17 protein-coding genes are annotated in these 13,932 nt (G+C 41.4%); 16 read left to right on the top strand and 1 reads right to left on the bottom strand.

The window, feature by feature from the left end; all coding sequences use genetic code 11:
- From pheS to hemH, 11 genes are all read left to right on the top strand, one after another.
- Positions 1-1,038, top strand: coding sequence for a phenylalanine--tRNA ligase subunit alpha (gene pheS, locus HDC92_RS22600; protein WP_183877211.1), 1,038 nt, complete (start codon positions 1-3; stop codon positions 1,036-1,038).
- Entirely contained in the window at positions 1,038-1,454 is a 417-nt protein-coding gene (locus HDC92_RS22605) for a Rieske (2Fe-2S) protein (protein WP_015809426.1), read from the top strand. The genes pheS and HDC92_RS22605 overlap by 1 nt, the downstream gene beginning before the upstream one ends.
- Positions 1,454-2,029: a TetR/AcrR family transcriptional regulator gene (locus HDC92_RS22610; RefSeq protein WP_015809425.1), complete on the top strand. Its 576-nt coding sequence runs from the start codon at positions 1,454-1,456 to the stop codon at positions 2,027-2,029. Before HDC92_RS22605 ends, HDC92_RS22610 begins: the two co-directional genes overlap by 1 nt.
- A gap of 115 nt (positions 2,030-2,144) precedes the next feature.
- Entirely contained in the window at positions 2,145-2,255 is a 111-nt protein-coding gene (locus HDC92_RS22615; RefSeq protein WP_015809424.1) for a hypothetical protein, read from the top strand.
- Between the two features lie 109 nt (positions 2,256-2,364).
- Positions 2,365-3,810, top strand: a complete 1,446-nt coding sequence (gene rlmD, locus HDC92_RS22620) for a 23S rRNA (uracil(1939)-C(5))-methyltransferase RlmD (protein WP_015809423.1) — start codon at positions 2,365-2,367, stop codon at positions 3,808-3,810.
- Between the two features lie 11 nt (positions 3,811-3,821).
- Entirely contained in the window at positions 3,822-4,232 is a 411-nt protein-coding gene (locus HDC92_RS22625) for a hypothetical protein (RefSeq protein WP_015809422.1), read from the top strand.
- 167 nt (positions 4,233-4,399) lie between these two features.
- Positions 4,400-4,909, top strand: coding sequence for a phosphoribosyltransferase family protein (locus tag HDC92_RS22630; RefSeq protein ID WP_015809421.1), 510 nt, complete (start codon positions 4,400-4,402; stop codon positions 4,907-4,909).
- A gap of 39 nt (positions 4,910-4,948) precedes the next feature.
- Positions 4,949-5,569, top strand: coding sequence for a 1-acyl-sn-glycerol-3-phosphate acyltransferase (locus tag HDC92_RS22635; RefSeq protein ID WP_183877212.1), 621 nt, complete (start codon positions 4,949-4,951; stop codon positions 5,567-5,569).
- Positions 5,566-6,522, top strand: a complete 957-nt coding sequence (locus tag HDC92_RS22640; protein ID WP_015809419.1) for a hypothetical protein — start codon at positions 5,566-5,568, stop codon at positions 6,520-6,522. Before HDC92_RS22635 ends, HDC92_RS22640 begins: the two co-directional genes overlap by 4 nt.
- Before the next feature lie 53 nt (positions 6,523-6,575).
- Positions 6,576-7,424 (top strand): 4-hydroxy-3-methylbut-2-enyl diphosphate reductase, encoded by an 849-nt coding sequence (locus HDC92_RS22645; RefSeq protein WP_015809418.1) that lies wholly within the window; start codon positions 6,576-6,578, stop codon positions 7,422-7,424.
- A 111-nt stretch (positions 7,425-7,535) separates the two neighbouring features.
- Positions 7,536-8,549: a ferrochelatase gene (gene hemH / locus HDC92_RS22650; protein ID WP_036675219.1), complete on the top strand. Its 1,014-nt coding sequence runs from the start codon at positions 7,536-7,538 to the stop codon at positions 8,547-8,549.
- Here the strand turns inward: hemH and HDC92_RS22655 are convergent.
- Positions 8,539-9,768, bottom strand: a complete 1,230-nt coding sequence (locus tag HDC92_RS22655; RefSeq protein ID WP_183877213.1) for a 3-deoxy-D-manno-octulosonic acid transferase — start codon at positions 9,766-9,768, stop codon at positions 8,539-8,541. The two genes, hemH and HDC92_RS22655, sit on opposite strands and share 11 nt — an antisense overlap.
- Positions 9,769-9,925: 157 nt before the next feature.
- Between HDC92_RS22655 and HDC92_RS22660 the strand changes: the two genes are divergently transcribed.
- The 5 genes from HDC92_RS22660 to HDC92_RS22680 form a co-directional block, all read left to right on the top strand.
- Positions 9,926-11,239: a UDP-glucose dehydrogenase family protein gene (locus HDC92_RS22660; RefSeq protein WP_015809415.1), complete on the top strand. Its 1,314-nt coding sequence runs from the start codon at positions 9,926-9,928 to the stop codon at positions 11,237-11,239.
- Entirely contained in the window at positions 11,239-12,228 is a 990-nt protein-coding gene (locus HDC92_RS22665; RefSeq protein WP_015809414.1) for a UDP-glucuronic acid decarboxylase family protein, read from the top strand. The genes HDC92_RS22660 and HDC92_RS22665 overlap by 1 nt, the downstream gene beginning before the upstream one ends.
- An 8-nt stretch (positions 12,229-12,236) precedes the next feature.
- Positions 12,237-13,259, top strand: a complete 1,023-nt coding sequence (gene galE, locus HDC92_RS22670) for a UDP-glucose 4-epimerase GalE (RefSeq protein ID WP_183877214.1) — start codon at positions 12,237-12,239, stop codon at positions 13,257-13,259.
- Positions 13,260-13,826 carry a hypothetical protein gene (locus HDC92_RS22675; protein WP_183877215.1) on the top strand — a complete coding sequence of 189 codons (567 nt, stop codon included), beginning with the start codon at positions 13,260-13,262 and terminating at the stop codon, positions 13,824-13,826. It abuts the gene before it with no gap.
- A gap of 15 nt (positions 13,827-13,841) precedes the next feature.
- A partial coding sequence (locus HDC92_RS22680) for an NAD-dependent epimerase/dehydratase family protein (RefSeq protein WP_183877216.1) occupies positions 13,842-13,932 on the top strand: 91 nt, incomplete at its 3' end.

The following is a 13,932-nucleotide window of genomic DNA, read 5'->3' on the forward strand; positions in this document are numbered from 1 at the left end:
ATGTTACAAGATAAGATAACACAATATACCGCCGAAATAAAGGCGTTTTCGACAAACATTGCTGATGAACTGGAGCAGTTCCGTATAAAATTCCTCGGCACAAAAGGGATTATAAAAGATATTTTTGATGAGTTTAAAGCCGTTTCTCCTGACGAAAAAAGAAGCCTGGGGAAAGTTTTAAATGAATTTAAGCAGCTGGCAGAAGCCAGGTATCAGGAGCTGAAAGACGCAGCCGTAACTACAGATACAGCTGCAGCATCTGGTCTGGATATGACTTTACCAGGAGAAGGTTTTGAAGTTGGCTCCCGCCACCCCCTGGCTTTGGTAAGAAGGGAGATCATTGAGATTTTTAATAAACTTGGATTTATAGTTGCAGAAGGACCGGAGATTGAGGACGACTGGCACAATTTCTCGGCATTAAATTTCCCGGAAGAACATCCGGCACGCGACATGCAGGATACCTTTTTCATTAAAAAAGGTGGAGAACATGGTGACATCGCGCTGCGTACACATACGTCCTCCGTTCAGGTCAGGATGATGGAGGCAGGAAAGCCACCATTCAGGGCCATTATGCCGGGACGGGTTTACCGTAACGAGGCTATATCTGCCAGGGCACATTGCTTTTTTCATCAGGTGGAAGGCCTGTATGTAGACGAGCATGTCTCTTTTGCCGATTTAAAGCAGACCCTGTTCTATTTTGTTCAGGAGTTGTACGGCGAAGGGACTAAAGTGCGTTTCCGCCCTTCTTATTTCCCTTTTACCGAACCCTCTGCTGAAATGGATATTTCCTGTACGATTTGTAAAGGTGCTGGTTGCCAGATGTGTAAATATAGTGGCTGGGTAGAAATTTTGGGCTGCGGCATGGTTGATCCCAATGTGTTGGAAAACTGCGGTATAGACAGTAAAAAGTACAGTGGTTTTGCTTTTGGAATGGGCATTGAGCGCATTGCAAATTTAAAATTTGAGATTAAGGACCTGCGCCTGTTCTCTGAGAATGATGCCCGGTTTTTGAAACAATATAAAACCTCGCTGATCTGATGAACAGAATACTGGCCGGATTGTTTATGCTGGTCCTGGTACTGACCGGATGTGGAAAAGAAAACCTGAATATCCCCAATGTACCGGTTAATTTTAGTGCGCAGCTAACCGATCCGCGGCTGATCAGGTTGAGTAGTCCGGGTGGTGCAGTGGCGTTTGCAGATTATGGTGTGGCAGGTATAGTCATCTACCGCACAAACAGTGGTGGGTATGTAGCTTATGATCGCTGCAGTACGGTTAATCCGGAAAAAAAATGTGCAGTAGAGCTGGATGACCCCAGTTTTACCGTTACTGATAAATGTTCGGGGGCAAAATATCTGCTGGAAGACGGTAGTCCTGCTAAAGCCCCGGCACAGCTATCACTTAAAAAGTATAATACATTTGTAGCAGGAAATACATTACATGTAACCAATTAATGGAACCAGAAAAAATAAAAGAAAGTATAGTAAAGGCTGCTAAAGAACTGTTCAGAAAATACGGTTATCATAAAACAAGTGTGAATGAGATCGCAAGGAAGGCAAGAATAGCAAAAGCGACCATATACAAGTATTTTGAAAGCAAAGAACAGATCCTGGATGCCATTTTAATGGATTACCTGGATTTGAACCTGCACGAGATATTGAAAAATAAAGCTCAGTTTGCCAATGAAGAGGAACATCTTAAAGCATTGGTCATGAAAACCTGCAGGTTAACCTATACCGTATGCAACGAGTTTATAGGTTGGGATTTTGTACGCGAAAATGCCAACTCACAGGAATTCCTGAAACACCTGTCCGACCAGCTCGAATCTTTGTTGCTTTCTGCTTACCTGGAACTGGACCATTTTAAAAACCATCCTTCGCGTAGGGAAGGCCTTGCTTTTTTACTAAAAGCCAGTAAGAACATTGTGTTTTCATTTGCTTTTACTTCAGTAAGCGATTCGGATGTCCGTAAAAACTTTGTCAGTTTCCAAAAAGAATTACTCCCCTTTCTGGTAAAAGCAGCCTTATAATTATCCCACCAATTTATAGGCTTTAAAGAGATTTCTTTACATAAACTTAACTTATACCGTTTGGGTATTTGGTATGAAATGCGCTATATTTGCTTAGTTACCATCGTATATTACAATGAGTAAAGAGATTTTAGAAATTTCTGTATTGGTTGATGAGAAGTTTGATGTGAAATTTGACCTGGTTGATGGCTTTTTGGGTTTGATACTTAAAATTTTTGGCAGGTAGAATGTAGCACATTGGTTTCTTTTCTTAAAAGACGTTTTCTGCGTCACAGAGATGAGTATGTCTGAAAAAAAACTAATTTTTTCTCTTTTTTATCTAAGTTTGCGCCATAATGAGTAGAAATAGAAAAGCCGGAACGGTAACCATCATTCCTGATTTAAGTATTATTGATATTGCCGAAGAAGGAAAAGGCGTAGGTAAAGCAGATGAACTGGTTGTTTTTGTAGAAAAAGCTGTACCGGGTGATGTGGTGGATGTTCGGGTGATAAAGAAGAAGAAAAACTTTGCTGAAGCTGTAATAGAGCAGTTACATAAAAAATCAGCATTCAGGACAGAACCATTTTGCCAGCACTTTGGTACCTGTGGCGGCTGTAAATGGCAACAGATGGAATATGCTGCACAGCTGAAGTTTAAGCACAAAAATGTGGAGGCTGCATTGCAGCGCCTTGCAAAAATTGATACGACCGGTATGGAGCCCATTCTGGGTTCTGCACAAAATAAATATTATAGAAATAAACTCGAATATACTTTTTCCAATAAGCGCTGGCTGAATAAGACCGACATGATGGAAGGGGCTGAAACCGGTGCGCCCAATCCGGAACTGGAAATGAATGCGCTGGGTTTTCATGTGCCCTTACGTTTTGATAAAATATTAGACATTGAGCATTGTTATTTGCAGGCGGAGCCTTCCAATACCATCCGCAATGAGGTTCGGGATTATGCTTTAAAAGCCGGACTTTCGTTCTATGACCTGCGTAACCACGAAGGTAGCCTCAGGAACCTGGTCATCCGTACTTCATCAACCGGCGAAGTGATGGTGGCAGTGGTTTTTGCTTATGTGGAGCAGGAAGAGATCATTGGTTTAATGGAGTTCCTGAAAAACCGTTTCCCGGAAATTACTGCGCTGTTGTACATTGTGAACCAGAAAAAAAACGACACTATTTTTGACCAGGAAGTGATCACTTACGCTGGACGGGACCATATCTTTGAAGAGATGGAAGGTCTGAAATTTAAGATAGGTGTAAAATCTTTTTACCAGACCAACTCTGATCAGGCGCATGAACTGTATAAGATTACCAAAGAATTTGCAGGTTTTTCTGGTGATGAGCTGGTGTATGATCTTTATACCGGAGCTGGTACCATTGCCAATTTTGTAGCCCGGAGCGTAAAACAGGTGGTAGGTATTGAATATGTACCTACAGCGATTGAAGACGCGAAGTTTAATGCAACGCTGAATGGCATTGACAATACGGTTTTCTATGCGGGAGACATGAAAGACATCCTGACCAGGGAATTTATAGCTGAACATGGTAAACCTGATGTGGTAATTACCGATCCGCCAAGGGCAGGGATGCATGCTGATGTGGTAGAACGGCTTTTGGAAATGGAAGCAGGGAAAATAGTGTATGTGAGCTGTAATGCTGCCACCCAGGCACGCGACCTGGCCCTGCTGAAAGAAAAATATGAAGTAGTAAGGATTAAACCTGTTGACATGTTTCCGCATACACAGCATGTTGAAAATGTAGTGCTGCTGAAGTTTACAGGTGCACAACCATAAGATTTATAGCGATGGATATAGAAGAGCTGCTGCCGCAACAACCTGAAGGCGGTAAAGAAGAACAAAGAAAAAGCCCGCTGCTAAGCCTGGAAAAAGACCTGGAGCTGTATGCAGCTTCTATTAAGGAAGTGGCTGTTGAAATTATGGTGGAAGGCATCTCTGCCAACCCAATTTTTGTTGCCCATCAGCATACCGTAAGTATCGGTGAGCTGATCCTGGACAGGAAAGAACTAAACACAGAATGGACCATACAGGCCTCAACTTTTGAAGAGTTTGTAGAAAAGGGAATCATTAGCCCCGAAAAAAAGGCTTTGTTTTTAAAAAGTTATAAAAAGCCGGAAGACTATATGTGTGTGTTTGTGATCGTACCTGAGGGTGCGAATTTTATTTATTACCCTTATCAGGTGAAGAGCAAGGCCTGAACCAAAAAAGAAATCCCTACCCGGGCAAACATGGATAAGGATTACTAAAAAACTACCAGTTAGACATCGCTCAGGCCGAAAGGTTTCATGGGTTTGGAAAATATTTTTAAATATTTGAATATGAACCTTAAAATCGTTCTTTTTGTAGCATAAAATAAGGCATAACAATGGCAGGATCTCAATTGCTTATTCTTGATAAAAAGCAGATACAACAGAAAATAAACAGGATAGCTTATCAGATACTGGAAGACAACCTGAATGAAAAGGAGATTGTACTGGCAGGTATCTGGGACAGGGGGTATAAACTGGCCTTACGGTTGAAGAAGGTATTGTCCAAAATTTCTGACCTGAAGATCACGATGCTGAAAATTGAGCTGGACAGGCAAAACAGTAAGCTGGTTGCCAATACAGACCTCGATGAAGTACACTGGAGAAATAAGGTGATCATCCTGGTTGATGACGTATTGAACAGCGGAAAAACACTGGCCTATGGCTTAGGTGTTTTCTTAAATACCCCCCATAAAAAGATCAGAACGGTAGTACTGGTAGACAGGAGCCATAAGATATTCCCGATTGCTACAGATTTTGTTGGACTGGAGCTGGCAACTGTATTAAAAGAACACGTAGATGTGGTAATGGATGTGGATGGAGAAGAGGACAGGGTTTATTTAAGCTAGCAGTTTGCATTTGAGGCTATTTTTTCTCATTTTAGGGGGATGCACCAGTCCCGTAAAAACTTTATCGTTTTTAATTTCTTTTCCTGGTATATCAGGTATATCCTAAAAAAGGACTTTTCTGCTTATGTATTCAATCCTTTTGAAGTAAAAAAGCAAAAAGCCGTTTTACTGCTGGCCAATCATTTCAGCTGGTGGGACGGTTTCTTAATGTTTCAGCTCAACCGCTTGGTCTTTAAGAAAGAATTTCATGTGCTGGTAACCGAAGAGGATTATGAAAAACACTGGTTTTTAAAATACCTCGGTGCATTTGCTGCGGAAGGGAAGGGTAAGGATGTGGTCGAAACCCTGTTGTATGCAGGCAAGTTACTCGATGATCCGGCTAATATTGTACTGATGTTCCCGCAGGGGAAATGTTATTCTGTTTACATAGACAGCATTGCTTTTGAGAAAGGGATAATGCAGGTGATAAATGCTTCAAAAAAAGAATTTCAGATTGTCTTTGCCGCAAACCTCGTAGATCATACCTCAAGAAAACCTGGAGTTTATACTTACCTGTCCAGCTGGGAGGCAGAAGAACACACGAGCTTACAGCTGTTAAAGAGCGAATATAACAAACACTACGAGCATTCCTTAAAAAAACAAAGCAAGGCGCTGGTATGATGATATTTGTATATGCAGTTCTTGTGTTTCTGGTACTGCGCTTTTCCGTGACTTTATTTAATTTTTTATCTAATCCCAAACTGGGTTATTACGGAAAACATTTTACAGACAAGGTTTCCATCATTATTTTATCGGCACCATCTGAAGATGGTGTCCAGAGTACGCTCAATGCTATTGAACAGCAGGAGTACAAGTATACAGAAGTGATTGTTCAGCAGCTGGAAAACGAAGAAGAACTTGTAAACCGGGCAAGTGGAAAATACTTACTTTTTTTAGAAGCCGGGACTGTTATACGGCATGGTCTGATCAATAACCTGATTTACAGGGTAAAGGTGTTTGAGCTGGCAGTATTAAGCCTCGTGCCAACGTATATAGCTGCTGGTTTTATGGAAAAGTGCATTTATCCCCTGAACGATTTTTTGCTGTTAAACCTGCTGCCCTTAAGATTAGTAAGATTAAGCCGGGTGCCTGCTTTTGCCGCCGGTAACAATGGCTGTTTATTTTTCGATGCAGCCTTGTGCAGACAATATAACTGGCATAACAAGTTAAAGCACAAATCCGGAATTGAAGTGGTTAAGCAGGTAAAACAGCAGCAGCTTAAAGCAGAGACCCTGCTGGCCAATAAGTTTGTATACAGTAAGGTTGAATTGAAGGGGCTGGACAATTTTTCGGAACGTTTGTTCCTGAATTTTGGCAATAGTGTGCCTGTAGCGCTGAGCTATCTGGCATTGGTGGTGCTGGGGCCGGTGATGGTGCTGCTCAGCTTTAACCCGGTACTTGCAGTGTTGCCATTTGGACTGATCTTTTTGTCGAGGATAATGATCGCATTCCTAACCCTGCAAAATCCTTTCGTACAGGTACTGTTACATCCCTTACAGATGCTCTTGCTTTTTACTTTAATATTGAAGGTCATCCTGGGGCGCATACTCAGGTCATTTAAACCAGGGAAATAGGAATATCAAACAGTTTTTACGTAATTTTGCGGGAGCTCAAAATATAATGTCATATGAAATACAATTTAGCTGTAACAATAGATAAAGCATCCGGCTTTTGCTTTGGGGTAGTTTATGCTATTGATATGGCTGAGGATATCCTGGACAATGAGGATTATCTGTATTGCCTTGGAGATATTGTACACAATGATGAAGAGGTTAAACGGCTAACTGATAAAGGTCTGCGGATAATAGACCATGAGCAGTTGAAAGGTTTGTACAAAGAGAAGGTATTGATCCGTGCACATGGAGAGGCCCCGGCCACTTATGAACTGGCCCTTCAAAATGGGCTTACCCTGATCGATGCTTCCTGTCCTGTTGTATTAAAATTACAGAACAGGATCAAGAACTCACATGATGAAGAAGAGCAGATCCTGATATTTGGAAAGCATGGTCATGCCGAGGTAATTGGCCTGCAGGGTCAAACAGATGGTAAAGCGATCGTATTTCAGGATATAGCAGAGCTTGACGAGGTGAAGCTGCCCCAAAAATTTACTTTATACAGCCAGACTACTAAAAGTACCGATAAGTTTTATAGCATTAAAGAGGAACTGATTGGCCGCGGTTACGATGTGAAGGCAAACGATACGATATGCAGGCAGGTATCCAACCGTTACGGCGATCTGGAAAAGTTTGTAGCTGAATATGATAAAATCCTGTTTGTGTCGGGCAAAAAATCTTCAAATGGCAAGGTGTTATACGATGTGTGCAAAAAATACAATGACAATTCCTATTTTATTTCCAATACAGAAGAAATAGACAAGGAATGGTTTAGTCCTGGCGACAAAGTGGGCATTTGCGGGGCTACCTCTACGCCAATGTGGCTGATGGAACAGGTGAAGGCCGAATTGTTAACTTACTGAGCTTAATCTTTAAAGAAATTCTATTGTTTATCATCATTAAAAAGTAATTATTCCCTTTCCATTAGTTGTTCAGACAGAATAATGGATCGAATGGTTATTTTTGCAAAAAATATGGGAAAAAAAGGTATACTGCTTGTGAATTTAGGAACTCCGGACAGTCCGGAAGTTGGCGATGTACGTAAATATCTTGATCAGTTTTTGATGGATGAACGGGTCATTGACGTTAACATTGTTAACAGAACCTTGCTGGTTAAAGGTATCATTGTTCCCTTTCGCAGTCCGAAAACTTCCAAATTGTATAAAGAGATCTGGGATGAGAATGGTTCACCCCTGTTGTACTTCAGTAAAATACAGGCTGCCCTGGTTCAGGAACAGCTGGGAGAGGATTACCATGTGGAACTGGCCATGCGCTATCAAAACCCCTCAATTTTATCTGCATTGGAGAAAATGAAAGCAGGCCTAGTGGAAAGCATCAAAGTAATCCCCCTGTTCCCACAATATGCATCGGCCAGTTCAGGTTCTGTGATCCAGCTGGTCATGGAACTGGTTAGCAAATGGGCAACAATACCACCAGTATCTTTTGTCAGTTCTTTTCATGACAATGAACTGATGATTGAGACTTTTGCGGGGAATGCAAGGAAATACCAGCCAGAAACCTATGATCATGTCCTCTTTAGTTTTCATGGCTTACCAGAGCGTCAGCTCTTAAAGTGCGATCATACCGGTCATTACTGCCTTAAAAAAGACAATTGCTGTGATACCCTGAATGATACCAACAAATTCTGCTATTCTGCGCAGGGCCACGACACGGCAAAATTAATTGCTGCTAAACTGAATATAGCCAGAAAAGATTACACAGTCTGTTTTCAATCCAGATTAGGGAAAGAACCCTGGGTACAGCCCTATACCACCGATGTTTTAAAGAAACTGGCTGCTGAAGGAAAGAAAAGACTGCTGGTTTTTAGCCCTGCTTTTGTGGCGGATTGTCTGGAAACCCTTTATGAAATTACGGTAGAATATCATGAAGAATTTAAGGCGCTTGGCGGCGAGCATGTTCAGCTGGTAGAAAGCCTGAATGACGATCCCAAATTTATTAAGGCCCTGGTAGAAATGGCTAAAGCTTAAAATACCGGCTGATATAATTAAGGATCTGATCGGTAGCACCGGTTTTTGAAATTACATACTCTTTTGCAATTTTTCCTGCTTCTTGATCCCTGATCAGCGTTTCTGCCGCAGCAGTCAGTTCGGCCATGTTGTCAATGCTTTTTGCTGCACCAAGGGCAATAAGGTCTTTTGCTTCCTGGAATTTGTCATACCGGGGACCGAATATAACAGGAATGCCAAAGGCCACGGCTTCCAGTGTATTGTGGATGCCGGCGCCAAATCCACCACCGATATAAGCAATCCGGCCATAGGCATAAAGTGCAGATAACATACCTATATTGTCAATAATAAGTACCTGTCCATAACCATTAGCAGTTCCTTCTACAGTAAGTGAAGAATATTTTACTGCCTGTGGAAACAGCTTTTCTATGGCACTGATATGGCTCTGATCAATTTCATGTGGGGCAATAATAAATTTCCAGCCGGGATGCTGATCGCAAAGCCCCGCAATCAGGGCCTCATCTTCAGGCCAGGTGCTGCCTGCAATAAATACGTTTGCAGTTCCACAAAAGAGCTCAACCAACGGCAGCTTTTTTGCTGATGCTGCATTTTCAGCTACACGGTCAAATCTGGTGTCGCCGCTTAATGTGGCGTTTCGGATATTTATCGTTTTAAGTAACTGTATACTTTGTTTATTTTGTACAAAAAAATGGCTTACATAAGTCAGGATTTTCCTGTGGAAAGATCCGTAAGGTTTAAAAAATATTTGGTTTGGTCTGAATATTCCGGATATAATTATCAGTGGGATATTTTTGTTGTTTAATTCTTTGAAATAGTGGTACCAATATTCGTATTTGGTAAAAATTGCAAGCTCGGGGTTGAAAGCTTCGATTAATTTCTTTGCATTTGAGGCCGTATCCAGAGGTAAGTAAAAAACACCTGTTGCCAGGGTATAGTTTTTTCTGATCTCATATCCGGATGGAGAAAAAAAGGTGACCACGATTTTTTTAAGGGGATACTTTTCTTTTATTTTTTCGAGCACTGTGCGGCCCTGTTCAAATTCGCCAAGAGAAGCAAAGTGAAACCAGACAGGGCGGTCTTTGGCTGCTATTTTCTCTTCAATCCGGGCAAAAATATTTCTTCTGCCTTTACTGAAAAGTGATGCTTTGGTATTAAATGTAGAAAATATCCTGATTAATAGTGCGTAAAGATGTATTGCGATGTTATAAAGCCAAAGCATTTTGTGTGTTTATTTATTATCTTAGCCGAAGATACTTTATTATAATTAAAACACGGGATTAATATATAAAACCATTATGGGCCAGTATCTGAAAAAAAACAGGATATATGGTTCGTAATTGCATTTGTCACCTTAAAAAACAAAAACAATATAAACAATGAAAATAGCCGTTATTGGAACAGGGTATGTAGGTCTGGTTACAGGTACCTGCTTATCTGAAACAGGAAATAATGTAATTTGTGTAGACATTAATGAAGCCAAAGTAAAAAAAATGCAGGCTGGTGAAGTGCCTATTTATGAGCCCGGGCTGGATGTGCTCTTTCACAGGAACATTGCCCAGGGCCGCTTAACCTTTACAACAGATCTTGCCCATGCGGTTAAGGACGCCCAGATTATTTTTATGGCGCTGCCAACGCCTCCGGGTGGAGATGGTGCTGCCGATCTGTCCTATATTTTAGGGGCAGCGAAAGACATTTCAAAACTGGTGACCAATTATAAGGTTATTGTAAACAAATCTACCGTTCCGGTAGGAACAGCAGATAAGGTGCAGGCTGTTTTTGCAGAAAACACGGATGTAGAAATAGACGTGGTCTCTAACCCCGAATTTTTACGTGAAGGCGTGGCCGTGGAAGATTTTATGAAACCGGACAGGGTGGTGATCGGAACACGGAGCGAGAAAGCACAGAAGTTAATGAATGAATTGTATGGTCCTTATGTACGTCAGGGAAATCCGATTCTGTTTATGGACGAGCGCTCTTCTGAGCTGACCAAATATGCTGCCAATTCATTTCTGGCTACAAAGATCACTTTTATGAACGAAGTAGCCAACCTTTGCGAAATTGTAAATGCCGATGTGGATGCTGTGCGTAAAGGTATAGGTTCTGATGCAAGAATTGGTAAGCGCTTTCTTTTCCCCGGAATAGGGTATGGCGGCAGCTGTTTTCCTAAGGATGTGCAGGCTTTGGCAAAGTCGGCTGATGAACATAACTATGATTTCCAGATCCTGAGGTCTGTGATGCAGGTAAATGAAAAGCAAAAAACTTTATTGGTGGATAAATTGCTGAAATATTATAAAGGTGATTTAAAGGGTAAGCATTTTGCTTTATGGGGATTGGCCTTTAAACCCGAAACGGATGATATCCGTGAAGCACCTTCCTTGTATATCATTGATGAGTTGCTTAAACACGGGGCTACTGTAGCTGCTTTCGACCCTGAAGGAATGAACAATGTTAAAGCGCTTGTTGGCGATAAAATAAAATATGCTGAAACCCAGTACGATGCATTGATCGGTGCAGATGCTTTATTGATTGCAACAGAATGGTCGGTATTCAGGAACCCTGATTTTGAAAGAATGGAAGAAACCCTGAGCAATAAAGTTATTTTTGATGGTCGTAACTTATATGACCTGCAAAAGATGATCGACCTTGGATATTATTATAACAGTGTGGGCCGTAAGCTTATCAATAACTAATGAAAACAAAAAGAGTTTTAATTACCGGTGCTGCCGGCTTTTTAGGTTCGCATTTATGCGACAGATTTATCAAAGAGGGTTATCATGTGATCGCAATGGACAACCTGATTACGGGCGACCTGCAAAACATACAGCATTTATTCGGATTGGAAAATTTTGAGTTTGCACATCACGATGTTTCCAAATATGTATATGTATCTGGCGAGCTGGATTATATTCTTCATTTTGCTTCACCCGCCAGTCCGATTGATTATTTAAAAATTCCTATTCAAACCCTCAAAGTTGGCTCATTGGGCACACACAACCTGCTTGGTTTGGCGAAAAATAAAAATGCAAGGATGCTGATCGCTTCTACTTCAGAAGTTTATGGTGACCCAAGTGTAAACCCTCAGCCTGAAGAATACTGGGGCAATGTAAACCCTGTTGGTCCAAGGGGTGTTTATGATGAAGCAAAACGTTTTCAGGAAGCTATGACCATGGCTTACCATACTTTTCATGGTTTGGAAACCCGCATTGTAAGGATATTTAATACTTACGGACCAAGGATGCGGTTGAATGACGGACGTGTTTTGCCTGCCTTTATTGGCCAGGCCCTGCGCGGAGAAGACCTGACCGTATTTGGGGATGGCTCGCAGACCCGCTCATTTTGCTATGTGGATGACCTGATAGAAGGCATTTACAGGCTATTGCTGAGTGATTATGCCCTTCCGGTAAACATTGGCAACCCGGATGAGATCACCATCAGGCAATTTGGAGAAGAGATCATCAAACTTACCGGTACAAGCCAGAAACTGGTATTGAAAGACCTGCCGGTAGACGATCCTAAGCAAAGACGTCCCGACATTACCAAGGCCAGAGCGATACTGGGCTGGGAACCGAAAGTAAGCCGTGCCGAAGGGTTAAAAATTACTTATGAGTATTTTAAATCCCTGCCCCAGGAAGCTTTAACAAACAAAGAACATAAAGATTTTACAGGATATAACCGTTAATAATAAGCATGTCTAAAATACTAGTAACCGGTGGAACCGGTTTTATTGGCTCGCATACCGTGGTTGAATTGTACAATGCAGGCTATGAAGTAATCATTGTGGATGATTTCTCGAATTCCAACCCTAAGATATTGCAGCAAATTGAAACCATTACGGGGAACAAACCGGAATTTGTGGAGCTTGACCTTTGTGATGAAGCTAAAGTTGCCGATTTTGTTTCTAAAAACAACGACATTACCGGTGTAATTCATTTTGCTGCCTTTAAGGCCGTTGGTGAATCGGTACAGCAACCATTGAAATATTACAGGAATAATTTTTATTCACTGATCAACCTGATCAATGCCTTTAACAGTAAAGTTAATCTGGTATTCTCTTCTTCCTGTACGGTATATGGGCAGCCCGATGTTTTGCCGGTAACAGAAGATGCGCCTACAAAAAAAGCAGAATCACCTTATGGCAATACCAAACAGATTGCAGAAGAGATTTTGCAGGAAACCTGTGCGGTAACGCCCGACTTAAAGGTAACTTCCTTAAGGTATTTTAACCCGGTAGGCGCCCATCATACGGCTTTGATTGGGGAGCTGCCTATTGGCGTACCTCAAAACCTGGTACCTTTTATCACCCAGTCTGCAATTGGTAAACGTGGCCCGATAACCGTTTATGGAAATGACTACGATACACCGGATGGTAGTGCGATAAGAGACTATATCCATGTGGTAGACCTGGCAAAGGCCCATGTTGCAGCTATAAAACGTTTGGAAAGCAATAAAGCAGCAACAAATTATGAAGTGTTTAACCTGGGAACAGGTAAAGGCTCATCCGTACTGGAGATCATTGCCGCATTTGAAAAATCGACCGGTGTAAAATTAAACTATACCATAGGCGCCAGAAGGGAAGGGGACATTGAGAAAGTTTGGGGCGACGTAACCAAATCGGCAAAAGACCTGGGCTGGAAAGCTGAGCTGGATGTGAACGAAATGATGTCGTCTGCCTGGAAATGGGAAAAGTATTTACAGGATAATCCTTTCTAAATGCTGTTAAGTGAGCATTCGGCATTGAAACTGGAGATCAAATCTCTTCCTGCAAAGGAGAAGGACAAGCTGTTGCTTAGGTTAATTGCCAAAGATAAAGTGCTGACTGAGCACCTCCATTTTAAATTGCTTGAAGATGAGAATGATCTGGTGAAGCGGCAGGAACAATTGATGGAGCTTATGGATGCAGGGATTTCCGAATTACTGTCCGGAAAAAAAGCAACTTCCAAAGATGTTTTGCTAAAAATGCGGAAACTAAATGGCAGCATTAACCATCATTTTAAAGTAACAAGGGATTTAAATAGCGAAATGGAACTCAGGATACATTTATTGCTGCAAATTCCTATTGAATTTAATGAAAGTATTTTTTCATCACTTTATAAGTTTAATGAAAAGCTGAACGTTTATTTTGTGAAAACAACGGCATCACTGCTAAATAAATATTATAAAATGCATGAAGACCTGCAGTTTGACCTTAAGGAATCTATAAATGCATTGCTGGCTAAAATTTATGCGCATCAGACAGCGGCTGCTGCCAAAACACTCAATTTACCGGAATACCTATAATAACAATTTGAATCAATGAAGAAGATATTAATAACTGGCGGTGCAGGATTCATCGGCTCTCATGTAGTAAGACGATTTGTAAACAATTATCCGCAGTATGAAATTG

Origin of the sequence: Pedobacter sp. AK017, assembly GCF_014200825.1 — a bacterium.
Classification (GTDB): Bacteria; Bacteroidota; Bacteroidia; order Sphingobacteriales; family Sphingobacteriaceae; genus Pedobacter; species Pedobacter heparinus.